The sequence below is a fragment of the Streptacidiphilus sp. PAMC 29251 genome, assembly GCF_054208735.2.
Map to the genome: position 1 here is coordinate 9,267,898 of NZ_CM135725.2, position 22,628 is coordinate 9,290,525.

Below are 22,628 nucleotides of genomic sequence, written 5' to 3' on the forward strand. Positions count from 1 at the left end.
TCAGAGCACCTCCACATTCGGCCCGGAGAGCCGGTGCCGGCAGTCCAGCACGAAGGAGGCGTGCTCGGTCACCAGGTCGTAGTCGTAGGAGTCGTGGTCGGTGAGCAGCACCACCACGTCGGCGGCGGCCACCTCCTCCTCGGTCAGCTCGACCCGGACCAGCCGGGCGTCCACCTGGTGGCTCTCCACCACATGCGGGTCGGCCGCCCTGACCTCGGCGCCCATGTCCAGCAGCAGTTGCGAGACCCGCAGCGCCGGCGACTCCCGGGCGTCGCCGGTGTTCTTCTTGTAGGCCAGGCCGAGCAGCAGCACCCGGGAGCCGTTCACCGAGCGGCGGCGGGTGTTGAAGGCGTCGATCAGCCGCCGGGTCACGTACTCCGGCATGTGGTTGTTGATGTCGTTGGCCAGCTCGACGAAGCGGAAGTTCTGCCCCAGCTCGCGCTGCACCCGCCAGGACAGGTACGAGGGGTCGATCGGCAGGCAGTGGCCGCCGACGCCGGGCCCCGGCGTGAACTTCATGAAGCCGAAGGGCTTGCTGGAGGCCGCGTCGATGGCCTGCCAGACGTCGATGTCGAGGTGCCGGGCGAACATCGCTATCTCGTTGACCAGGGCGATGTTGACATGCCGGAAGGTGTTCTCGAGCAGCTTGGCCAGCTCGGCCTCCTTGGGCGAGTCGACCGGGACGGTGGTGTCCACCAGCTGGTCGTAGAAGCCCCGCACCGCCGCCAGCGAGGCCGCGTCGATGCCGGAGACCACCTTCGGGGTCTGCTGGAAGCCCCAGACCGGGTTGCCCGGGTCGATCCGCTCCGGGCTGTAGCCGAGGTGGAAGTCCTGCCCCGCGGCCAAGCCCGAACCGCTCTCCAGCAGCGGCCCGAACAGCTCCTGGGTGGTGCCCGGGTAGGTGGTCGACTCCAGCACCACGGTCGCGCCCGGCCGCAGGAACCGGGCCAGGGTACGGGCCGACTCCTCGATGTAGGTGAGGTCGGGAACGCCCTCGCGCAGCGGGGTCGGCACGGTCACCACGGCCACGTCGAAGCCGCCGCAGTCCCTGGCCAGCTCGCTGGCCCGGTAGCTGCCGTCGGCCAGCACGGCCTGCAGCCGCTCGGCCGAGACGTCCTCGACATAGGACTCCCCGGCGGCGAGGCTCTTCACCCGCGGGGCGTCCACGTCGTAGCCGATCACCTCGTGCCCGACCTCCGCGGCGCGAACGGCCAGCGGCAGCCCCACATATCCCTGTCCGACGACGACGACGCGCATCTCTACCTCCTGGTAGTGGAACGGGTATCGGCAGGCGGCGTACGGTGCACCAGCTCGCGGGCGGTCATCAGCAGGAACAGCACATTGGTGGTCAGATAGCGGCGGCCCAGCCGCCGCGGCTCCTGCAGCGCCCGGTACAGCCACTCCAGGCCGACGCGCTGCCAGAACACCGGCGCCCGCTTGGTCACGCCCGCCAGGATGTCGAAGGAACCGCCGACCCCGTGCACCACCTTGACCCCGGTACGGGCGCCGTACCCCGCGGTGAAGATCTCCTTCTTGGGCGAGGTCATCCCGAGGAACAGCAGCTGCGCCCCGCTGTCGGCGATGGCGTCGGCGACGTCGCCCTGCCGTGCGTCCTCGAAGTAGCCGTTCCTGCTCCCAGCCACCTTGAGTTTCGGGAACCGGTCGCCGAGGTGCAGCAGCATCAGTTCCAGCACCGGCTGCTTGGCGCCGAGGAAGTAGACGGTGAGGCCGGTCGCCTCGGCCTCGGCCAGCAGCCGGGTGAACAGGTCGATGCCGGCCACCCGCTCCGGCAGCGGGCGCCGCAGCACCCGGGCGGCCCAGACCACGGCCTGGCCGTCCGCGAGCACCAGGTCGCAGCCGGTCACCGCGCGGGCCAGCTCGGGGTCGCGGCGCATATTGACCAGCTTGGCGGCGTTCACCACGCCGATCTCCAGCTGCTCGCCGTCCCGCACCGCGTCCAGGCAGCGCCGCACGGTCTGGTCCATGGTCAGCGCGTCCAGCTCGACGCCGTACAGGGTCTGCCTGGGTGTCGTCGGCACGGTCATGTCGGCTCCCCGCCGAGCCAGGCGTGCAGCATCCAGCCGAACTCGTACGGACGGCACTCCCGGTCCACCGCGGCCGGGCGGAACACCCGGTCCAGCGGCGAGAGCCGCAGCGCCGGCGCCACCCGGGTGGTCACCCCGCGGGCGGCCCTGACCGCCTTCTTCGGATCGCCGCGGTAGACCTTGCGCCAGGTCACCCCCAGCTGGTCCAGCACCATCGGCTCCGGCGCGCCGGGCGTACCGGGCGCGGCGGACTCGGCGGGCAGGGCGGGCTTGGCGGTTGCGGCGGCTGCGGCGGCGAGTTCCGGCACCTCGGTCATCCAGCGCAGCCCGCGCCGGATCGCCGGGCCGAAGTCGCTGCCGCCGGCGTCGGTGACGTCGAACAGGGCGGTCGGCGCCATCGCGTGCTGGTGCACGCTGTAGACCGGGTAACCCTCCACGACCGTGCCCTTGCGCGCGTCGTAGTGCCACCACCACTGCCCGCCGTCGCCCTGCAGCGCGCAGATCCGCTGCGCGCAGGCCTCGGCTGCGGCCAGTGCCTCCGGATCGCCGGAACCGGCGGCCGCGCCGGCCCGGTCGCCGCTGGCATGCGCACGGGCCAGCGCCTGCAGGGGGTAGGTCTGGTCGGCGAAGCAGCCGATGTGCGAGCGGTACCAGGGCACCAGCCCGGGCCCGGTGGCGTGCGGGAACAGCGGGCTGCCGTCGATCCGGGCCGCCAGCAGCCGGTCCCGGGCTGCGGCGAAGCGGTCCTCGACGTCCAGGCTGCCACGGGCCGCGGCCAGGGCCGAGAGCACCCAGGCCGCCTCCACCGTGTAACGGGGTTTGCCGTCCGCGTCCAGCGCGGCGACCCGGTCCAGGGCGTCCGAGAGCTTGGGGTGGCCGGTCTCGGCGGCGGCCCAGGCGATCAGCGCCGCGTCCCCGAGGTTCACCACCTCGGGCAGCCGCTGCACCAGCAGGCCGGTGAACTCCTCGGCGGTGTGCCCACCGAGCACGGCCCGCTGCCGGTCCGGCGGCAGCAGCCTGGCGCCCAGCACGGTGATGGCCGCGTAGCGGGTGCTGGTCCCGCGCTGCTCCAGCACGCCGTCGGCGTTCCGGGCGCGGGTGAAGACGAAGGTGTCGTCCTCGGGCAGGTACATCGCGGGCAGCCCGGCCTCGGCCAGGCCGAGCAGCCGCTCGGCCAGGGCGTGCAGCGCCGGGTCCGCCTCGGCCAGGGCACGCAGACGACTGCTGGTCATCGGACCCCCCTCACGGGCGCTGCCACGGTCGCCGCCGTGACGGCGGTTGCGGTCGCCGCCGCGATCGTCGGCACGGGCGCCTCGGCCCTCGTGTTCTGCAAGCTGTGCACGTCAAAGCAACGTGGCTTCGGCACACCCACCCCCCTCGGGTCGGTTCTCTGAACTGTCGCGCGGACCGGGCGTACCCGAACAGGCGTCATCCGTCGAAGCGGATCCTCGCTTCGACCTCTCGCCTGCCGGTGCCCCCACCGCATCCCCCTGCATACGGCCCCGAAGCCGTCCCCGGCACGAAGCGTACACACATACCGTAAGGCCACGGATGTCCGCTGACTGACGTTTTGCGGAATTGCCGCCTATTGATCGTTTGACTGATCGTCAGTCCCGCTCGACCAGCTCGCCGTCCTTCTCGTCGTGCAGCGCGCCGGTGCTGGGACACTCCCACACACCCGGCTCGCCGGACCGTTCCACCAGCTTGGCCCCGGCCCGGCCCACCCAACCGATCCTTCGTGCCGGAACCCCTGCCACCAGCGCGAAGTCCGGTACGTCCCGGGTCACCACGGCGCCCGCCGCGACCAGCGCCCAGCGCCCCACGCGTACCGGCGCGACACACACCGAACGCGCTCCCACAGACGCCCCTTCGGCCACCACCACCCCGACCGCCTCCCAGTCGTGCCCGGTCTTGAGCCTGCCTTCGGGAGTGACCGCGCGAGGGAAGTAGTCATTGGTGAACACCACCGCCGGTCCGATGAACACACCGTCACCCAGCACCGCCGGTTCGTACACCAGTGCATAGTTCTGCAGTTTGCAGTTGTCGCCGATCCGCACCCCGGGCCCGACGTAGGCCCCGCGGCCGACGACGCAGTTGCTGCCGAGCCTGGCCTGCTCCCGGATCTGGGCCAGATCCCAGATGGCGGTCCCCTCGCCCAGTTCGGCTGTCTCGTCGACCTGGGCGGAGGGTTGAATCCTGACACTCACTGAGCTGGCGCCTTTCCGCAGGGCAAGCGATAGGGAGCCCGAGCATAGAGCCCCCGACCGGTCCACAGACACCCCCCGGACCAAAGCCGGGGGTGGTCAGCCGGGCAGGGTGAACTGCTGGTTGGTGCCGCCCGCGCAGGTCCAGATCTGCAGCTGGGCGCCATTGGCCGTGGACTTGTCCACCACGTCGAGGCACTTGCCCGACGCAGGGTTCACCAGGGTGCTGCCGTTGCCCTTCTGCCACTTCTGCGCGCCGGTGCCATTGCAGTCGTACAGCTGCGCCCTGGTCCCATTGGTCGTACCGGCTGAGGTGAGGTCCAGGCACTTGCCGAGTGCCCTGATCGAACCGTCCGCAGCCACCGTCCACCGCTGGGCGGTGGAGCCGTTGCAGCTGTAGAGCTGGACCTTGGTGCCGTTGGCGCTGTTCGCCCCGGCCACGTCGACGCACTTGCCGCCGAGGCCGGTGATCTGGCCGGTGCCGGCGGGTGGTGTGGGCGTGGGCGTGGGCGTCGGTGTGGGCGTAGGTGTAGGTGTAGGCGTCGGGTTGCCGGGTGGGGGCGTGCCCGTGAACGGGTCGGCGATGATGGTGACGGTCCGTTCCTGCACACCCCAGTTGTCCGCCTGGGGCCCCGGCGGCAGCCAGACGTCCACGGTGTCGTTCTGGATCCAGGTCCCGATGTCGGCGGAGTAGCAGATCCCGTACCCGGGAACGCTGAAGTACGTCCCCCAGGGCACCACCCGGGGATCGACCGCGCACACGCCGAGTTGCGCCTGGTACCCCGACGCCGTCGTCCCGGTGTCGTTGTACGCGGTGACCTTCATGTCGATGGTGCTGCCGACCGGGGTCACCCAGGGTACGACCACACCGTTGGCGTTGAGCTGGTACGGCGCCGAGAGCTGGCCGGTCGACGCGTCGGTGGCGCTCTGGTCGGCCAGTGCGATCACCGAGTAGTAGGCGTTCTGGCAGGGAGCGGTGTCCGTGATGGTGATCGTCGGCTGGTCGTAGCCCAACAGCCAGGCGATGGGCTGGCCGTTGCGCCACAACCGGTAGGACTGGGCGCCGGGAACCCGGTTGAAGGTGACCGCGACCTGACCGCCGACCAGCGACCCGGTGACCCCGCCCGGGGCCGGCAGCCGCTGGGTGAGGTTCACCGCGGGTGCGGTCTGCAGCGGGGGAATCCATGGGGAGATCGGCCGGTCCGGCGGGATGACCCCACTCCAGAACGGGCAGGTCGGCAGGGCGGCAGCCGCGGTGGACGCGGCGCCGGCCTGCTGGGTGAGTCCCGGGACCACGAGGCCGAACAGCGCCAGCACTAACGCCACAGCGGCGATCACACGGGATCGGTTCCGACCGATTCGTTCCATTGTTATGGACATGATAATGACTATGGTTCAGACCAATACGGTCGTCAATGGCGCCTGCAGCCCCCAGCAGCCAGACGCCGGGCCGCTACCCGGCCAGCACCTCCCTCAGCGCTCGCGCCTCCTTCGCCAACCGCCCGGCGCCCGGCGCCTCCGCGGCCTTGGTGACGGCGGGGATCTCGCCCCGGCTCTCGCTGCGCCGCGCGCAGTCCGCGGCGAGCGCGAGCAGTTCGGCGGTGCCGCGGGCGGGTGCGTCGGCGAGCAGCCCCGGCAGCGCCCCGGCCAGGACCGACCACACCGTCCGGTAGGCCCCGGTCTCGGCGGCGGCGCGGACCGACTGGGTCAGCCGGTTCGGCTTGACCGCGCCGAGCCGCACCAGCTCGGCCAGCTCCCGGCCGAGCCGCCCGCCGTCGAGATCGCCGCGCGCGGCCAGCACCAGCAGCGCGTCCACCGCCGCGGCCCGGTCCTCCGGGAAGCGGGCGCCAAGACCGTAGCCGACGGCGAGGTGGGCCGCGGGGCCGGCCGGCCCCTCCGCCTCGGCGAGGTGGGGGAGCAGCAGCGGCCCGCCCCGGCCCTCGGCGTCGGCCGCGGTGGCGAACCGGTCCAGCAGCAGGGCCGCCAGCTCCTCCCGGTGCCGGGGCAGCACGGCGATCCAGTGCCGGGACGCGGGGGCGGCAGCCCAGGAGACCAGCGGCCGCCCGGACGGTGAGGCCGCGTAGTGCTGCAGCAGCCGCGTCGCGTCCGGGCCCAGCGGCTCGTCCAGGTGCACGCCGGGCAGCTCCACCACTATGCGCTGAACCGCCTGTTGGCCGGATCGGCCGGCTGGTGCTCCCTGCTTCGGCCCAGCCGCCATCCGCAGCGACGCCTGGTGCGGCAGGCCCCCGGACTTCAGCCAACGTGCGGTCCGCTTACCGGCCTTGGAACCGAGCCGCTCGGCGGCGGCCAGCAGGTCGGGATCCTCGGTCGGGACGACCCGGAGCAGTGCCTGGCTCAGGTCCGCGACCCCGGCTGCCACCCCCAGCGACTCGTACTCGGCCAGCCGTTGCACCAGCGCCTCGGCCGTCAGCGTGCCGCCGGACGAGGTCGGGGTCGCCAGCAGAAAGGGGAGCGGCTTGGTCATGCAGCGCCAGGCCGCCTCCTCCATCCGTCCGGCCAGCACCCGGCCGAAGGGCGAGTCGTCGCGTCGGCTGAGCGGACCGTACTGCTGCAGCGCGGTCAGCACCCGCCGCACCGGGATCTGCCCGGACACCGCCGCCGCGACATAGCGGATCTCCTGCTCGGTGCAGTCCCACCAGGACACGCGGCTGCGCCAGGGGTGGACCCGGCAGAACGGCTCCAGCGCCTCGGTGAGCGCCGCCCGGTCCCGGTAGCAGTGTCGGACCAGCCCGTCGAGGGCCCGCTCGAAGGCGACCACGTCCCCGTCGCCCGCCAGGATCGCGCCGAGCTCCTCGGCCACCTCGGCCGGGCTGCCCAGCGGTTCCGGCACCGGACGGTGCTGCGGCACCGGCGGCAGCAGCTCGACGCAGGCCTCGGCCGCGGCCTGCGGCAGCTCGCCGCCCAGGATCCGCACGGCCAGGGCGGCGTGGGCCGGGTTCAACGCCTCAGCGGCGGACCGCAGTTCGGGCAGGATGGCCTCACCGGCCGCACCAAGATGACGGTCGATCAACTTAAGCGCCCGCTCCTGCAGTTCGGCGTCCGGATGGCCGAAGGCGTCCGAGGCTGCCAGCACCAGCGGGTCGGCCCGCTCCGGAGCCTGCCGCACCGCCCGGTCCAACCAGGTGAGTTGGGCCCGGACCAGCTTCTTCTCGGACCGGAACAGCACCGTCGCCGATGCCTCGACCAGCAGGTCGTCCGCCAGCAGCCCGGCCTGGTCCAGCGCGGTCAGCACCTGCTGGGCATGGCCCGCGATGCTGGACTCGGCGTCGAGCAGCGCCAGATAGGACCTGACCTGCGCGGCGTTCTCCGCCACGGTTGGCGCGAAGGCCAGCAGCAGCTTGAGGAAGGCCCGCTGGTTGCCCTGCCGACCGCCCCGCACCAGCCGGGCCAGGCAGGCATCGATCAGTTCGGAGCGGTCGAGGACGCCCTGCTCGGCGAGTCGGTTCAGACAGGCCGGCCAGCCGTGGTCGGCTTCCCCCGCCTCCCGGGTGTGGAGCAGCCGGTCCCCGATGTCGGGGAGTTCGAACAGCCGGGGCGCGAGCAACGGCGCAAACGAATCCTGCGCCAGCCGCAGCCACAGGGTGTCGCCCGGCGCGGTGTCCCCTACCGGTAGAGGTCTGCGCTCCGGCCAGGACCTGGCCCGCTGCCACTCGGTGACAAAGCCGTCCGAGGTGGGCACCGGGCATCCGAGCGTACGCACCAGGTACTCCAGCAACTCGAACTCCCCGGGCCACCAGGCCGACGGCGAACGCTCGGCCAACCGCGCCACCACCGCGGCCTGCCATTCCACCGGTCGGCTCTGGACCACTGTCAGCAACGCAGGATGCCTCCAGGCGTCAGAACCACCGAGGCTGCGACTGCTCAGCCAGGCCGCGGCGGCGGAGGGAGCGCTGCTGCAGGCCACCCCGGCGAGGGTCAACGCGGTGAGTTCGTTGGTGGGACGGCTCCACGCCTCGCTCCGTATCTCCTTCCGGTACCCCTTCAACCGCAGCAGCTCCGCTTTGCACTGAGCCACCGCAATTCCCTTGATGTGCACGCCACCCCGTCAACATCCCCGACCTGCACCAGAGTCAGCAGACTCATCGCGCACCACCCTGCGTCACAGCGGGCTCCACAGCGGAGTCCGTGCCGCCGCGCAGCACCAGCCCCACCGCCAGCGCGTGCTTGCACGGCCCGCGCCCGCCCCGGTACTTGGCCCACCACAGGCAGCTGCAACTCATCGCCCCGTCCGGGGCACACCGCACCCGCTGCACATGGTCGTCCACGGTGACCAGGGCCCCCGTCACCACTGCCCCCGCGCCGCCCGGTTCCAGCCGCACCGCACCGGCGCCGACCAGCGCCCGGGCCGCCCGCAGCCGCGGGTTCCGGGCCTCGGCCCGACCGGAGTCATAGGGCAGTTGGCGGTGGAAGAACGCGTTCTCCGCGGTGTCGTAGCCGATCTGACCCGCCGTCCCCAACCTGGTCAGCGCGGCCCGGACGCGGGCGGTGGAAAGGCCTGCCTGCTCGGCCAGTTCGGCCGGGTCGATCCTCGGCTCCCAGGCCAGCAGCACCGACACCAACTCGGCGTCCGCCGCGCTGCTCTCGTCCGCCAGTGCGTCCAACACCCCGCCCTCGCCGGAGAATCCACGCGAGGCGTCGGGCGAAAGGGTGAGCGTCAGCCGCATCCCCGGCAGTACCACCTCCCACGCCGCGGCAGCCGGCCCGGCCGAGGGTCCGCCGGCCGGTGCCACCGGCGGCCCGTACACCCGCAGCGCGAGCGCGTGGCGCAGCACCCGTTGCAGCGCGGCCAGCCGCTCCGGGCCCGGCAGGCAGACCGCGCCAGGGACCGGACGGCTGGTCGGCCGCAACGTGCGCCCGGCCGGCACCACCCACTGCGCGGTCCGCGCGCCGGAGCGTCCGCCGCCGCGCGGCAGCGAGCGCAGGAACCGGACCGCCTCCGCCGCGGGCACCTCCGCCCGCAGGTCGAAGCGGGCCGCCAGCACCTGGGTCTCGGCGAAACCGCGCAGCCAGCGTTCCGGCAACGGGACCTTCTTCTCCACTACCGAGCCCTCGAAGGCGGTGACTTCCAACGCGTCCGGGCCCACCGCCAGGTGCAGCGGCTCCGCCGCGCCGATCCGCGAAAGTGATTCCCGCAGCGGGTTGTTGACGTCGATGTTGGTGGTGCCGTAGCCGATCTCGCCACCGTCCAGCCCCTCTGCCAGCACGTCCAGCCGGGCGTAGACGCCGCAGCAGCCGGAGAAGGACTCAAAGCGCAGCCGGTCGCCGTTGGCGGTCACCACCGGGTCCAGCGAGGCCCGCAACCCCGGCTGGTAGTACCGCGCGGCGGCCACGTCGGCGACCGCCAGCAGCGCGGCGGCGGCCGGCCCGGGCGCGGTCAGGAACCCGCTGAAGAACCGCGGGTTGGCCACCGCCCCGGCGGGTGTGGCGCCCCCCGAGGTCTCCAGCGCGAGGCTGCGGCCGGCGGGGGAGTCGTGGACGGACGAGGAGCGGAGGTAGGCGTACGCCTGCACGGCTTGCGTCATGTCCGGAACGCTAGACCAGCCCACTTACACTCCCTGGTGAGTGCGGCCCCGGGCCTCATGGCGCTGGAAAAGTGTGCTCATTCCATTGACAGGTTCCCATCATCGGTCAATTCTGAGAGCGCTCTCAAAAATGCCCGCAAGGGTTCCATTCCGTCATATTCCACCCAGGCAAGTCCACCTGACGAGGAGGAAGCACATGCACGCCAGAAGAAGAAAGCTGCTGGCCGCGGCGATCGCCGCGGCCCTGGTCGGAGCCGGCCTCGCGGCCGTCGGCATCGGATCCGGCGCGGAGGCCGCGGTCCCCGCGACCATCCCGCTGACCTTCACCAACAACTCGGGCCGCAGCGACCAGGTCTACATCTACGACATCGGGACGCTGCTCTCGACCGGCCAGCAGGGCTGGGCCGACGCCAACGGCACCTTCCACGCCTGGCCGGCCGGGGCACAGCCGCCGATCGCCGCACCGGACGCGTCCATCGCAGGCCCCGCCAACGGGCACGCGCTGACCCTGCGGATGCCGCAGTTCTCCGGCCGGGTCTACTTCTCCTACGGGCAGAAGCTGGTCTTCAAGCTCACCACGGGCGGTCTGGTGCAGCCGGCGGTGCAGAACCCGTCCGACCCCAATGAGAACATCCTGTTCAACTGGACCGAGTACACGCTGAACAGCTCCGGGCTGTGGATCAACAGCACCCAGGTCGACATGTTCTCCGCCCCGTACGCGGTCGGCGTCAAGCTCGCCGACGGGACCACCAAGAGCACCGGCCACCTCAAGCCGGGCGGCTACGCCGGCTTCTTCAACGCGCTCAAGGGCCAGCCCGGCGGCTGGGGCAACCTGATCCAGACCCGGGCCGACGGAACGATCCTGCGCGCCCTCGCGCCGGGCCACGGCATCGAGAACGGCGCCCTCCCGGCCACCGTCATGGCCGACTACGTCAACCGGGTCTGGACGAAGTACAGCAGCTCCACGCTCACCGTGACCCCGTTCGCCGACCAGCCGAACACCAAGTACTACGGCCGGGTCTCGGGCAACACCATGAACTTCACCAACAGCGCGGGCGCGGTCGTCACCTCGTTCCAGAAGCCCGACTCGGACAGCATCTTCGGCTGCTACAAGCTGCTGGACGCGCCGAACGACCTGGTCCGCGGCCCGATCTCGCGCACCCTGTGCGCCGGCTACAACCGGGCCACGCTACTGACCGACGCCAACCAGCCGGACACCAACGCGGCGGACTTCTACCAGGACACGGTCAGCAACCAGTACGCCCGGAAGATCCACGCCCAGATGGTCGACGGCAAGGCCTACGCCTTCGCCTTCGACGACGTCGGCAACTTCGAGTCGCTGGTCAACGACAGCAACCCGCAGCAGGCGTACATCACGCTCGACCCGTTCAACTGAGCTTCGAGCCTAGTTGTCTGCGGGTACGGGCCGGTTCGGGTACGGGCCGGTTCTGGTCAGGGCCGGTTCGGGTCGGGGTGCAGCACCACGAAGAGCGACCAGGCGGGCGCGGCCGGATCGTCCGGTCGGGTGGCGAACTCCTCCAGTAGGCCGCGGAGCCGGGTCTGGAACTCGTCCATCTCGGCCGGCGGCAGCCGCAGTCCGAGCCGGGTGCTGTCCACCTCGGCCGCGGGGGCCAGAGCCAGTTCCTCCAGGAACGCGTCGAGCATCGACCGGTCCTGCGCGGCCGCGTCCAGCCGCCAGGACTTGCGTGTCGCCAGATAGGGGATCTCCCGCGCGCCGCGCGTGCCGCGCCGCTCCTCCTGGGCCGCCAGGAAGCCGGTGCGCACCAGGGTCCTGGTGTGGTGCAGCACGCTGGCGGGATCGCGGTCCAGGATCGCCGCGATCTCCTTGTTGGTGCGCGCCTCACCGAGGCAGATGCGCAGGATGCGCAGTCGGAGGGCGGAGGCGAGCGCCTTCGCCTCCTCGTCGGTCGCCGGTCGGCGTTCGGTCATGGTCAGCATCGTACTGACAGCCACCGTGTGCCGTGACGGAGTGATTGACAAAACCCAATCACTCCGTCACGGTGGCTCCCATGACCGCTGTCCCTACCCCTGCCCCTGCCGAGACCACGCCCGCCCGTCAGGCCGACCGCGGCGGACTGTGGCGGCACTCCGACTTCCGCCGGCTGTGGGCCGGAGAGACGGTCAGTCAGTTCGGGACGATGATCAGCCAGTTGGCCCTGCCGCTGGTCGCCATCCTGGTGCTGCACGCCGACACCTGGCAGGTCGGCGTGCTGGCGGCGTGCGAGACGGCCGCGTTCGTGGTGGTGGGCCTGCCGGCCGGCGCGTGGGTGGAGCGGATGCGGCTCCGCCTGGTGCTCATCGTCAACGACCTGGTCCGGGCCGCCCTGCTGGCCTGGATCCCGGTGGCCCAGCTGCTCGGTGTGCTGACGATCTGGCAGCTCTACGTGGTCGCGCTCGCCACCGGGGTGAGCACGGTCTTCTTCGACGTGGCCTATCAGTCCTACCTGCCGCAGCTGATCGACCGCAGGCTGCTGGTCGAGGGCAACGCCAAGCTGCAGGCCAGCGAGTCGGTCAGCCAGATCGCCGGGCCGAGCCTCGGCGGCGCGCTGATCCAGGCGCTCACCGCGCCCTATGCGGTGCTCGTCGACGCGGTGAGCTTCCTGTGGTCGGCCGCGTGGGTGGCCAGGATCGACGTCCGGCCGCCGCGCCCCGAGCGCAGCCCCGACTCCCACCTGCTCAGGGAGATCCGGGACGGCCTGGGGTTCGTGTTCGGCGACAGGATGCTCCGCGCCATCGCCATGTGCACCAGCTCGGCCAACTTCTTCGGTTCGATCATCTCCACCGTGTTCTATGTGCTGCTCGCCCGCCAACTGCGGCTCCCGCCGGGCATCATCGGCCTGCTCACCTCCACCGCGGCGGTGGGCGGCCTGATCGGCGCGCTGGTGGCCGGGCGCTTCGCCGCGAGGGTCGGCCAGGGCCCGGCCATCTGGATCGCGAGCACGGTCGCCGGGCCCTGCGCCCTGGTCACCCCGTTCGTGCAGCGCGACTGGACGGTGGGGCTGCTGGCGGTCGCGCAGGTCGCGATGTGGATGGGGATCGTGGTCTACAACATCAACCAGGTCAGCTTCCGGCAGGCGCTGGCCCCGCCCGGGCTGCTCGGCCGGATGAACGCGACCATGCGGTTCCTGGTCTGGGGCACGATGCCCTTCGGGGCGCTGCTCGGCGGCCTGCTCGGCTCGACGATCGGCGTCCGCGGCACGCTGCTGGCCGGGGCGATCGGCCAGTCGCTCACCTTCCTGCCCGTCCTGCTGTCCCCGCTGCGGAGGATGCGCGAACTGCCGTCCTATGCGGGGCCCGCGGTGGGGCCTGCTGTCGCGGGGCCCGCGGCGGAGGGGGCCTCTGTCGCGCCCGCCTCGGTGCCCAGCGAGCCCTGAGCAGCGGAGTCCTGAGCAGCGGAGTCCTGGATACATACCGAGTATGCAATCATATCCGCATGCCCGAAGACCCACAGCCGTCTGCCCGTACGAGCCTGGTGCTGGCCGCGGCCCTGCTGGCAGGCCTGGTCCTCGGCGCGGTCACCAACATCCTGCAGGGCGTCCTCCCCGACAGCCTGCGGATGTTCGCCAACTCGGGTGCGGTCTGGGTGGTCGCCGCCTACGTCGCGGGCGTCCTGGTCCGGCGCGGCCCGGACTGGCGGACGTTCGCGGCCGGCGCGGCCACCCAGGTCGGCGCCGTGGCCGGCTACTACGGCTACGCCCAGTTCGCCCGCGACGGCATGGGCGCCCTGCACGCCCCTGCCGTCTGGCTGGCCTTCGCGCTGGTGGCAGGCCCCCTGTTCGGCACGGCCGGAGCCTGGTGGCAGGACGAACAATGGTGGCGCCGAACAGCCTCACTGGGCGTGATCGGCGGCGTCTTCGCCATGGAGGGCCTCTGGCACCTGCTGCTGCTCCACTACACCGCCGACGGCTGCGTCTACCTCGCCATCGCCGCCCTGCTCCCCCTCCTCCTTGCCCGCACCACCCGCGACCGCCTCCTCGGCCTCCTCACCGTCTGGCCCCTGGCCGCAGCCGCCGGCAGCCTCGTCTACGGCGCGATGATTGCCACCGGCCTGAACTGACCGTCTCGATGGAGCGCTGCTGCTCCAGTCATACGGTGCGATCTGCTTCGATAGCCCGCAGCGGTGGTTGGTCCGAGCCGAGTCATGGGGTGGGTGGATGGACGAGCGCGCGGTCGTCGGACTGAACAGGCTCGCGCAGGGGCTGCGTCCGCTCGGGTCGGGCGTCGAGTGGTTCGAGGACCTCGGCGCCGACGAGCAGCTTGAGGTCCTGCGGTACCTGCGCGAGTTCTGCATCCAGGCCCGCGCGACGGCGGAGGACGGCCCCGAGAGTGTGCGTCTGGCCGGCATCCGGCCGACGCATACTCCGGCTGTGCTGCTGGAGCGTGGGCAGCTGCACGTGCAGCTGACGAAGATCGTCAATCTGCCCCAGAACGAGCGGGTGAAGGCATTCCGGCTGCTGGTAGCCCTACTGGGGGTGGCCGACAAGCGTCGTCGGGAGCGGTTCTGTGCTGACGGATGCACCCACGCCTGGCACCAGCTCACGGCCGGGGCCGATACGGAACTGGAGTGCCAGGGGGCGTCGGGGCTCGATCAGAGCTCACCGGGAAGGTAGTCGAAGCCGGCTTCCCCGGGCACGGCCCGCCGTAGTCCGGCGAGGAGACGGGGCGGAACCGCCGGGTGCACGGTCAGGTAGTCGATCTCGCCGCGAGCCGGGTCGAGGGCGAACGCCAGGCGCTCGTCGGCCGGGTCGGCCGAGAACCGCGCGTCCACGCCGGGCCGGTTGCCCCGGGCGTCCAGTCGGACCCAGCGTCCCTGGAGGTAAACGGCGTTGAGGCCGTGCACCAGTCCGGCCCGCTGGTAGCAGAGCCCGGCCGGGATGCCGCTGGCGCGCAGCAGCGCGGCCAGCAGGTGCGACTTGCCGTGGCAGATGGCATTCCCCTGCGCGAGCACGTCGGAGGCGACATACGCGGCGCTCCAGACGTCGATGTCGTGGGAGTGCGGGATCTCGTCCCGCACGAACGTGAACACCGCATCCGCGGTGGCGACCTCGTCCTGCGCGCGGAGCAGGGAGGCCGCGGCGGCGCGGATGGCCGGATGGGTGTGGTCGATTATCGGGTCGGCGGCGAGGTAGTCGCCAGGCAGGACGGTGAGGGCCGGTGCGGTGGTGGTCATGGGCCGATCGTAGATGCACCCCTTTCGGGGTAATTGAGGGAGCGGCTGCGGGCCGCGCGGACGTGTCACATTCGCAGCAGGGGGATGATGACGGTGAAAGTGCCGATGTGTGAGTCGAATCGCAACGCCCCAACCGAGTTGCGGGTGGTGCGGGCACGTTCTCTATGATGGTGGCTCGAAGATGTCAGTGGCTCGGGTGGCGCAGGCGCGGTAACAGGGGGTGGGCGCAGTGGGAGCTGGATACAAGGTCGACGTGAGCTCCTTGGAGCAGACAGTCGCGAAGCTGCATGCGATCGCGGACGAGCTGTCAAGCACCAAGGGCAGCGCCAAGTACGACACGACCATCGGCGAAGGCGTGCTCGGCCAGAACTTCGCCGGCGCGACCGGCCTGCTGTCGACGCACGACTCGATGCAGACCTGGATCGCCTCGATGATCAGCAAGCTGCAGACCTTCATCGACGAGTACGGCGGCCAGACCAAGCAGGTCGCGGCGAACTACGCGCAGCAGGAGACCCAGACCAAGCAGGACCTCTACACCAACAGCTGACCGAGGCAGGACGGGGGCGGGCATGTCGGCAGCAGCAGCTTCAGGCGGTGGCGGAGACGGCCCCGCCCAGTTCAAGACGGACTTCGCCGGCAGCGAGGGCGGCGGCCTGCTCGGCCTGCGCGCGATGATCGAACACGCCGACCCGGGGACCCTGGACGGCATCTCGGCCCGCTGGACGGCCATCAACAAGGCGCTGCTCGCTGCGCAGACCGATCTGCAGTCGCACACCACCGCTGCGCTCGGCCACTGGGAGGGCGACGCCGCGGACGGCTTCGCCACCCGCGCCGAACAGCTCTACCAGGCCCTGGGCAACGGCGCCGAGTACGCGTCCAACGCCGGCACGGGCGTCTCCACGGCGGCGGCGGCGCTGCGGGCGGCGAAGCAGGCGATGCCGTCCGTGCCGAGCAAGTGGGATCGCTTCACCCGCAAGGTCACCAGCGAGACCAGCGACCACGACTTCAAGCAGGACCTCAGCAGCGGCATGACTCGAAGCCAGGCGATCCACCAGGACGGCGGCGAGCTGTCACTGATGGAGGAGCGTCACCAGCAGGCGATTGCGGTGATGGAAACCCTGGAGACTTCGTACAACGGCGCGGCGCAGATGATCGGCGAGGCGCCTAGGGCGCGTATCTGATCGTGATCATTCTGTGGGATTCGCCCTCCCGGCGGGGCTTGGGCTGGTAGATCTACTTGGGTGACGAGAGTGCAACTGACCGACACTGAGTGGGAGTTCATCGAGCCGTACTTGCCGATCGGCGAGTACGGCCCGTATCCCGCGCAACTGCGGCAGCAGTTCGAGGGCGTGATCTGGCGGTTCAGAACCGGCGGGCAGTGGCGGGAGATGCCGCAGGAGTTCGGAGCCTGGTCGACAGTCTCCAATCGCTTCCGGCAGTGGCGGGACGCAGGCGTGTTCGAGACCCTGCTGGAAAGCCTGATCGCGGAGGCCGCGAAGCGAGGCGAGGTGGACCTGTCCCTGGTCAGCATCGACTCCACCACCGCGCGCGCTCACCACGACGCCGCAGGGATGCACATGGGCGAGGACGTGCTCACCGCACTGGAGAAGGCTGCCACGGAAGAAGAGAAGGCCAGGTCAAAGGGGGCGCCACTGAAGAACAAAACGGTCAGGATGTAGAAGTCGACCCCGAACGGGAGGAGCGACGGCGCATCCGGCGCCGGCGCAAGCTCCGCCTGAAGGCCGCTCTGCTCGGGCGGTCCCGAGGCGGGCAGACCACCAAAATCCACGTCGCCGCCGACCGGAAATGCCGACCGCTGGCGTTCATCCTGACTGTCGGGCAGGCCGCAGACAGTCCGCAGTTCATCCCCGTGCTGAAGAAGGTCCGGGTCCGCGTGCCTGTCGGCCGCCCACGCACCCGGCCCGACGCGGTCGCCGGGGACAAGGCCTACTCGTCCCGCGGCAACCGCGCCCACCTGCGCAAACGCGGTATCAAGGCCGTCATCCCGGAGAAGACCGACCAGGCCGCCAACCGCAAGAGGAAGGGCTCCGGCGGTGGTCGGCCCGTGAACCACGACGCCGAGCTCTACAAGGAACGGAACACCGTCGAACGCCTGATCAACAAGCTCAAGGCCTGGCGAGGCATCGCAACACGGTACGACAAGACCCCCGAAAGCTACCTCGCCGGCGTCAACCTACGCGCCTCAATGATCTGGATCAAAGACCTCACCCGACCCACCAATTGATCACAACCACATACGCGCCCTAGCGGCTTTTCCGGAGATCCGGTGGTTTGGCCTCCGCCACCTGTCACGACCAAGCGCAGCCCGGTGACTGGCAAGGATGGAGCTGGCATTGCCGGTCCCGGGACCGGCGGTGGCGTTCGTCTGGTCAAGGACGATGAAGCTGGCTCCGTCGGCTCTACCCAGGCCATCGACCCGTCACGGCCCAGTTCTGGGAATACGGTTGGTGACGGTGCGCCTAACGATGGAGTGTCAGGCGGCGATCACATCCCCCCACCGCCAGAACAGACCACCACTATTCAGGACGTCACCCCCGGCGTAGGCGGTACTGGGGAAGCCGCTGGTCCAGGTGACGGGGTGACTAGTACAGGAACTGTGCACGGCCTTGGCGACGGAAGAGGCTCTGGGGGGCTTGGCGAGGGTGGTATCGGAGGCGTCTCTGGTGGGATGCCCATCGGTACTGGCGCCGGGCGCGGGGGAGCCGGAGCTGAGGCCGAAGGCAGATTCGGAAAGTCGGACGCGATCTCCGCAGAGGGACTCGCGCGGCCAGGAGGGGAAGACGAGAGCGGCGGCTTCGGGGAGTCAGGCCAGGGCTGTTGCAAGGTCGGGTAATCTTGTGAACTCGCTGGTCAGCGTGCCGTGTCCGGGATAGACGAAGCTCCGTTGTGGTCGATGACCTCACAAGTCCTCGACAAACAACGGAGCTTCGGTGATTCCTGAGTCTGCCATGTCCAGTCGGCTTCCATGGGGCGCGGGGAGCGTGTCGCCTGGTGCCACGGTGTTCGCGCTGGTCAACGGCTTGCGTGACCCGCGTGATCCGCGTGGGCGGCAGTATCCGCTCGGTGCGGTGCTGCTGGTCGCGCTGTGCGCGCTGTCGTGCCGGTTCGAGTCGTTCCGGGCGATGGGGCAGTGGGCGGCCGCGGCGCCGGCGTCCACGCTGGAGCGGCTCGGATTGCGCCGCTGCGGGGTCTTCGGGCTGGTCAGGGCGCCGAGTGCGTCCACAATCCGCCGGGTAGTCGGTGCTGTGATGCCCGGCGGGCTGGAGGGGCTGCTGCGAGCCTTTGCGGTCCAGGCGCGGGAGGTGGCGGTGGACGGCAAATGTCTGCGGGGCTCGCGGGACCAGGCCGGGCAGGCGGTGACGGTACTCGGGGCGATAGTGCAGGACGGCACACTGGTCGCGCAGCAGCGGGTTCCCGACAAGACGAACGAGATCACCGGGTTCGCGGCGCTGCTGTCGGTGCTGGACCTGGCGGGGGCGGTGGTGACGGCGGATGCTCTGCATACGCAGCGTGACCATGCCCGGGTGCTGGTCGAGGAGTTCGGTGCACACTACGTTTTCACGGTCAAGCGCAACCAGCCCGAGCTGTGGACGGCGTGCCGGGCGGTGCCCTGGGAACGGGTCAGCACGTCCTCCCGGTCCACGGTCCGAGCGCACGGCCGGGTGGAGACCCGCATCATCCAGGCCGTGACCTGGAACGATCTCGACTTTCCGCACCTGCGACAGGTGGCCCGGCTGACTCGGCACCGCACCGACAGCAAGACCGGGAAGCGTTCGCGGGAGACGGTGTACGTGATCACGGACCTGTCGTCGGCGCAGGCCGACCCGCAGATGATCGGGGCTTACGTCCGCGGCCACTGGGGAGTGGAGAACAAGATCCATTACGTTCGTGATGTTGCCTTCGGCGAGGACGCCTCCCGCATCCGCACCCGCCACGGAGCCCAGAACATGGCCACCTTGAGGTCAGTCGCCATGAACTTCCTCCGCAGGAGCGGGAGTTCCATCGCCGATGCACGTCGAGCCATGGCCCTCGCGCCCCACACAGCCCCGCTCGAACTCTTCGGCATCCCTACTGACCTGCACGTTCACCCATGAAATCCGACCTTGCAACAGCCCTGGGAGTCAGGCGGGCTGTCCGAGGGCGGAATCCTGGGCGCGGATGAATCCAATAGGGCTGGCACCAGTGAGGGATTCATCGAGGCTCGTTCCGAGACACGGAGTGCTGGCGCGACGGGTGAGGGCGCTGAGCAGGGTGGTCCCGGAATGATGGGCGGAGCTGGGGGCGCGAGCAAGCAGGGCAAGAAGCGCAAGCGCCGTGCTCGTGCCCACTACCTCGTTGAGGACGAGGAGTCATGGGCTTCCGGCGTGCAGGCGAATCCGGCGGTCATCAGCTGACCGCGGGTCAGTGTGTAAGGTCCATAGCGTCAGGCCTGCCGAGATGGACCATGTGCTGGGAACGAGGATTTGAGCATGGATTTGAAGGGTGCACTGCACTCCCTGGCGGCTGCCGTAGCAGCAGGAGCGTTGCTTCTGACAACTGCTCCAGCGGCGCATGCGGACGCGGCTCGCGACAAGCAGTGGGCGCTTCAAGCGTTTAAGGCTCAGCAGCGCGTTTGGCCACTTTCTACGGGTAAAGATGTCATCGTTGCTGTGATTGACAGCGGCGTCAGATCCACACACAAGGACCTTGTCGGTCAAGTTCTTACTGGAAAGGACTTCTCGGGTGGTTCGGTTCCAGCGGATTCAACTGCCGGGCACGGAACACTCATCGCGAGCCTGATTGCAGGGCACGGGCATGGCACAAACGACTCTGACGGTATTATGGGATTGGCCCCAGGAGCAAAGATCCTCCCATTGACCGTGAGCGTTACCGCGTCGAATAGCTACGTGCAGGTTGGTGAAGCAATTCGGTATGCCGTCGATCACGGGGCGGCGGTAGTCAATATCTCGTTGGGAAGCGTTGGCAAGGATTCTGGCGAGGAGTCGGCCGTTGCTTATGCTGAAGCCCACAACGTTGTTGTAGTCGCAGCGGCTGGGAATGACGGTGCAGAGGCGATCGAGTATCCCGCGGCCTACCCGGGAGTAGTGGCTGTTGGCGGTGCAACGCAAGATGGTAGTCCCTGGAGTGGCTCTAACTTCGGCTCAGGGTTGGTACTCGTTGCGCCAGCCGCAGGAATTCTCGGCGATGACAATGGAACCGACACTCAGCCCGAATCCACCGATGAATGACCTGTCCGAGGCCTGGACATAACGACGCGGATGCCCTCTGACCTGGGACGATGGGACTTCCTACAGAACCAAGTCGCCAGAACGAGAGAACATCCGCGAGATGCAATCCTGCCATGCCGCCACAGCGGTTTCCGCCGTCTTCGACGAGCCGAACCTGATCGCCGATGCCGGGCTGCTGTCGCTGGTCCGGCTGGCCGAGCGGGCCGGCCTGCGGCAACTGGCCGCGTCCGCGCTCCGCATCGAGGGCGCCGACAACAGCGGCGGAGCCAACCCGGCCGCCAAAGTGATGTCGCTGATCAGCGCGATGTGCGCGGGCGCGGACAGCATCGACGACGCGGCGCGGCTGCGGCACGGCGCGATGGACCGCGCCTTCACCTCGGTCCGCGCGCCCTCCACCCTGGGCACCTTCCTGCGCTCCTTCACCCACGGCCACAACCGCCAGCTCCACCGCGTTCACCGCGACTTCCTGGCCCGACTGGCCCGCAGCACCCCACTGCTGCCCGGCGCCGACACACTGATGTTCATCGACATCGACCCCACCCACCGCCGCGTGTACGGCCACGCCAAGCAGGGCGCGCAGGTCGGCCGCCTCAAGGGCCAGCGCACCCTGCACCCGATCCTGGCCACCCTGTCCACCCCGATCGCCCGGCCCGTGATCGGCGCGGTCCGCCTGCGCCGCGGCAAGGCCGCCGACGTCCGCGGAGCCGAGAGCTTCGTGAGCGAGGCCCTGGCCATAGCGAAGGAGACCGGCGGCACCGGGATCCGCCTGGTCCGCGCGGACAGCAAGTTCTACACCGCCGACGTGGTCGCCGCCTGCCGCCGGGCCGGCGCCCGATTCTCCCTGACCACCGGCATGAACCCCTCCATCGCGGGCGCGATCTCCCGCATCCCGCAGGAGTCCTGGACGGCGATCCGCTACCCGGACGCCTTCGTCGACCCCGACACCGGCGAGATGGTCTCCGACGCCGAGGTCGCCGAGATCCCCTACACCGCCTTCACCGGCCGAAGGAAGTCCGAGCACGTCACCGCCCGGCTGATCGTGCGCCGGGTCCGCCGATTGAACGCCGAAGTGGCCCAGGGTCAGGGCGAGTTGTTCACCGCCTGGCGTTACCACCCCGTCTTCACCGACAGCTCCTTCGCGGTGCTGCAGGCGGAACTGCACCACCGGCAGCACGCCGTGGTGGAGCAGGTGATCGCGGACGGGAAGTCCGGGCCTCTGGCCCACCTGCCGTCCGGGAACTTCCAGGCCAACGCCGCGTGGCTGACCCTGTGGGCGATGTCGCACAACCTGCTGCGGGCCGCCGGTGCGCTGACCTCGGTCTTCCACGCCAAGGCCACCACAGCGACCCTGCGCGCCCACCTGGTCCACGTCCCGGCCCGGCTCGCGCGCACCGCGCGCACCAAATTGACGGTGCATCTGCCCGAGCACTGGCCCTGGCGCGACGCCTTCACCGCCCTGTTCGAGGCCGTCCACTCCCCACCGCCGCGCCCGGCGGCCTGACCGCCACAAGATCCCGCACCGCGACGGCCCGACGGCCACCGGCGACAGCGCCACCAACCGCTCCCGACCCCGCACAACCCCTCGGACAGGCCGCGACCCGCGCACGGCGGCTACCGCACACCCTCAACCTGTTGCCCCCAGCGGCCGACCGTCCACGGGCAGGAGAGCAACCCCGAAATGATCAGCCGGTGGATTCGGGCTCAGTATGCCCTTGGCGATGGCACTAGCTTCGCCACTGCCTACGTGTCTGCTGCCGCTGCGCTTGTTCGGTCTAAGTTTCCGCAGCTCACTGCTGGTCAGGTCATTAATCGTCTGATCAAGACCGCTACCGATCCCAACGCCAAAGCTGGTCAGACGACCCCGGATCCGCACTATGGCTACGGCATCCTGCGGCCTGACGCGGCGTTGAACACCACGCTTGCCGCCGGGCCGGCTGCTGGGCCGTTGCAGCAGGCTATGGATCCTCTGGCCAGCGGCAGTGGTGGAGACAAGAACACGAGCAGTGCTGCCGCCGGGCCTGCCGCCAAGCCGTCAGGTACCGCCAGTAGCAGCAGTACAGGTCTCGTGGTGGGGATCGCCGTTGCCGTGCTGGTGCTCCTGCTCGCCTTTGTGGTGACGCTGGTTGTCCTCTCCAGGCGTCGCCGCAGGCGGTCCGCTGCCGCTGGCCCGGTGCCGGGGATGCAGCCACCGCCTCCGGCGGGCCAGTCCGTCTACCCGGGGGGATGGAACAACCCCGGTCAGCAGCCGCAGTACCAGCAGCCGCAGTACCCACCGCAGTACCCCCAGCAGGCGCCGCCCCAGTACCCCCCGCAGGCCCCGCCGCCCCCCGCGGACGGTGGTGGGAATCCGCCCGACCCCCGTTCCTACCGCTGACTGACGGACCGCCCGACCCCGA

The 22,628-nt window shown here is 70.2% G+C and carries 19 protein-coding genes and 1 pseudogene; 11 read left to right on the forward strand and 9 right to left on the reverse strand.

From position 1 onward, the window contains the following. The 7 genes from ACXKR8_RS44275 to ACXKR8_RS44305 all read right to left on the reverse strand — a co-directional run bounded on the left by ACXKR8_RS44275 (position 1) and on the right by ACXKR8_RS44305 (position 9,792). Positions 1–1,257, reverse strand: a complete 1,257-nt coding sequence (locus ACXKR8_RS44275; protein WP_458270184.1) for a nucleotide sugar dehydrogenase — start codon at positions 1,255–1,257, stop codon at positions 1–3. Positions 1,258–1,259: 2 nt separating this feature from the next. After that, on the reverse strand, positions 1,260–2,045 hold the full coding sequence (locus tag ACXKR8_RS44280) for a WecB/TagA/CpsF family glycosyltransferase (protein ID WP_458270185.1): 786 nt from the start codon (positions 2,043–2,045) through the stop codon (positions 1,260–1,262). Then, the gene (locus ACXKR8_RS44285; RefSeq protein WP_458270186.1) at positions 2,042–3,277 is read right to left on the reverse strand and encodes a hypothetical protein; all 1,236 of its coding nucleotides are present in this window, start codon (positions 3,275–3,277) and stop codon (positions 2,042–2,044) included. Before ACXKR8_RS44285 ends, ACXKR8_RS44280 begins: the two co-directional genes overlap by 4 nt. Before the next feature lie 375 nt (positions 3,278–3,652). Next, entirely contained in the window at positions 3,653–4,252 is a 600-nt protein-coding gene (locus tag ACXKR8_RS44290; protein ID WP_458270187.1) for an acyltransferase, read from the reverse strand. Between the two features lie 96 nt (positions 4,253–4,348). Continuing rightward, positions 4,349–5,587 (reverse strand): ricin-type beta-trefoil lectin domain protein, encoded by a 1,239-nt coding sequence (locus tag ACXKR8_RS44295; protein ID WP_458270188.1) that lies wholly within the window; start codon positions 5,585–5,587, stop codon positions 4,349–4,351. 115 nt (positions 5,588–5,702) lie between these two features. Then, positions 5,703–8,285: a DUF6493 family protein gene (locus ACXKR8_RS44300; RefSeq protein ID WP_458270189.1), complete on the reverse strand. Its 2,583-nt coding sequence runs from the start codon at positions 8,283–8,285 to the stop codon at positions 5,703–5,705. Between the two features lie 64 nt (positions 8,286–8,349). Next, positions 8,350–9,792, reverse strand: a complete 1,443-nt coding sequence (locus tag ACXKR8_RS44305) for an SWIM zinc finger family protein (RefSeq protein WP_458270190.1) — start codon at positions 9,790–9,792, stop codon at positions 8,350–8,352. A 196-nt stretch (positions 9,793–9,988) separates the two neighbouring features. Between ACXKR8_RS44305 and ACXKR8_RS44310 the strand changes: the two genes are divergently transcribed. Next, complete coding sequence (locus ACXKR8_RS44310; protein ID WP_458270191.1) at positions 9,989–11,188, forward strand: glycoside hydrolase family 64 protein; 1,200 nt, start codon at positions 9,989–9,991, stop codon at positions 11,186–11,188. 56 nt (positions 11,189–11,244) lie between these two features. Here the strand turns inward: ACXKR8_RS44310 and ACXKR8_RS44315 are convergent, their stop codons facing one another. Next, positions 11,245–11,742, reverse strand: a complete 498-nt coding sequence (locus ACXKR8_RS44315; protein ID WP_458270192.1) for an ArsR/SmtB family transcription factor — start codon at positions 11,740–11,742, stop codon at positions 11,245–11,247. Positions 11,743–11,822: 80 nt separating this feature from the next. On the opposite strand from ACXKR8_RS44315, the gene ACXKR8_RS44320 reads away from it, so the two are divergent. The 3 genes from ACXKR8_RS44320 (at position 11,823) to ACXKR8_RS44330 (ending at position 14,423) form a co-directional block, all read left to right on the forward strand. Then, complete coding sequence (locus tag ACXKR8_RS44320) at positions 11,823–13,187, forward strand: MFS transporter (protein ID WP_458270193.1); 1,365 nt, start codon at positions 11,823–11,825, stop codon at positions 13,185–13,187. A gap of 59 nt (positions 13,188–13,246) precedes the next feature. Next, a complete protein-coding gene (locus ACXKR8_RS44325) occupies positions 13,247–13,870 on the forward strand; it encodes a DUF6518 family protein (protein WP_458270194.1) in 624 nt (207 codons plus the stop codon). Positions 13,871–13,967: 97 nt separating this feature from the next. Then, positions 13,968–14,423, forward strand: coding sequence for a DUF5958 family protein (locus tag ACXKR8_RS44330; RefSeq protein WP_458270195.1), 456 nt, complete (start codon positions 13,968–13,970; stop codon positions 14,421–14,423). Here the strand turns inward: ACXKR8_RS44330 and ACXKR8_RS44335 are convergent. Beyond that, the gene (locus ACXKR8_RS44335; RefSeq protein ID WP_458270196.1) at positions 14,402–14,983 is read right to left on the reverse strand and encodes a transglutaminase-like domain-containing protein; all 582 of its coding nucleotides are present in this window, start codon (positions 14,981–14,983) and stop codon (positions 14,402–14,404) included. The genes ACXKR8_RS44330 and ACXKR8_RS44335 overlap by 22 nt on opposite strands. Positions 14,984–15,236: 253 nt before the next feature. Between ACXKR8_RS44335 and ACXKR8_RS44340 the strand changes: the two genes are divergently transcribed. From ACXKR8_RS44340 to ACXKR8_RS44370, 7 genes and pseudogenes are all read left to right on the forward strand, one after another. Next, complete coding sequence (locus ACXKR8_RS44340) at positions 15,237–15,530, forward strand: hypothetical protein (protein WP_458270197.1); 294 nt, start codon at positions 15,237–15,239, stop codon at positions 15,528–15,530. Positions 15,531–15,552: 22 nt separating this feature from the next. After that, positions 15,553–16,164, forward strand: a complete 612-nt coding sequence (locus ACXKR8_RS44345; RefSeq protein ID WP_458270198.1) for a WXG100 family type VII secretion target — start codon at positions 15,553–15,555, stop codon at positions 16,162–16,164. A 60-nt stretch (positions 16,165–16,224) separates the two neighbouring features. Further along, positions 16,225–17,228 (forward strand): annotated as a pseudogene (locus tag ACXKR8_RS44350) (IS5 family transposase). A gap of 775 nt (positions 17,229–18,003) precedes the next feature. After that, positions 18,004–19,098 carry an ISAs1 family transposase gene (locus tag ACXKR8_RS44355; RefSeq protein WP_458266617.1) on the forward strand — a complete coding sequence of 365 codons (1,095 nt, stop codon included), beginning with the start codon at positions 18,004–18,006 and terminating at the stop codon, positions 19,096–19,098. 375 nt (positions 19,099–19,473) lie between these two features. Continuing rightward, the gene (locus ACXKR8_RS44360; protein ID WP_458270199.1) at positions 19,474–20,232 is read left to right on the forward strand and encodes a S8 family serine peptidase; all 759 of its coding nucleotides are present in this window, start codon (positions 19,474–19,476) and stop codon (positions 20,230–20,232) included. 100 nt (positions 20,233–20,332) lie between these two features. Beyond that, positions 20,333–21,733: an IS1380 family transposase gene (locus tag ACXKR8_RS44365; protein WP_458266600.1), complete on the forward strand. Its 1,401-nt coding sequence runs from the start codon at positions 20,333–20,335 to the stop codon at positions 21,731–21,733. Positions 21,734–21,910: 177 nt separating this feature from the next. Beyond that, the gene (locus tag ACXKR8_RS44370; protein WP_458270200.1) at positions 21,911–22,606 is read left to right on the forward strand and encodes a S8 family serine peptidase; all 696 of its coding nucleotides are present in this window, start codon (positions 21,911–21,913) and stop codon (positions 22,604–22,606) included. The last annotated feature ends 22 nt before the right edge of the window (positions 22,607–22,628 follow it).

Coding starts and splice junctions, on each gene's coding strand:
- ACXKR8_RS44275 (WP_458270184.1), bottom strand. CDS start 1,257: ATGCGCGTCGTCGTCGTCGGACAGGGATATGTGGGGCTGCCGCTGGCC.
- ACXKR8_RS44280 (WP_458270185.1), bottom strand. CDS start 2,045: ATGACCGTGCCGACGACACCCAGGCAGACCCTGTACGGCGTCGAGCTG.
- ACXKR8_RS44285 (WP_458270186.1), bottom strand. CDS start 3,277: ATGACCAGCAGTCGTCTGCGTGCCCTGGCCGAGGCGGACCCGGCGCTG.
- ACXKR8_RS44305 (WP_458270190.1), bottom strand. CDS start 9,792: ATGACGCAAGCCGTGCAGGCGTACGCCTACCTCCGCTCCTCGTCCGTC.
- ACXKR8_RS44310 (WP_458270191.1), top strand. CDS start 9,989: ATGCACGCCAGAAGAAGAAAGCTGCTGGCCGCGGCGATCGCCGCGGCC.
- ACXKR8_RS44315 (WP_458270192.1), bottom strand. CDS start 11,742: ATGACCGAACGCCGACCGGCGACCGACGAGGAGGCGAAGGCGCTCGCC.
- ACXKR8_RS44320 (WP_458270193.1), top strand. CDS start 11,823: ATGACCGCTGTCCCTACCCCTGCCCCTGCCGAGACCACGCCCGCCCGT.
- ACXKR8_RS44325 (WP_458270194.1), top strand. CDS start 13,247: ATGCCCGAAGACCCACAGCCGTCTGCCCGTACGAGCCTGGTGCTGGCC.
- ACXKR8_RS44330 (WP_458270195.1), top strand. CDS start 13,968: ATGGACGAGCGCGCGGTCGTCGGACTGAACAGGCTCGCGCAGGGGCTG.
- ACXKR8_RS44335 (WP_458270196.1), bottom strand. CDS start 14,983: ATGACCACCACCGCACCGGCCCTCACCGTCCTGCCTGGCGACTACCTC.
- ACXKR8_RS44345 (WP_458270198.1), top strand. CDS start 15,553: ATGTCGGCAGCAGCAGCTTCAGGCGGTGGCGGAGACGGCCCCGCCCAG.
- ACXKR8_RS44360 (WP_458270199.1), top strand. CDS start 19,474: ATGGATTTGAAGGGTGCACTGCACTCCCTGGCGGCTGCCGTAGCAGCA.
- ACXKR8_RS44365 (WP_458266600.1), top strand. CDS start 20,333: ATGCAATCCTGCCATGCCGCCACAGCGGTTTCCGCCGTCTTCGACGAG.
- ACXKR8_RS44370 (WP_458270200.1), top strand. CDS start 21,911: ATGATCAGCCGGTGGATTCGGGCTCAGTATGCCCTTGGCGATGGCACT.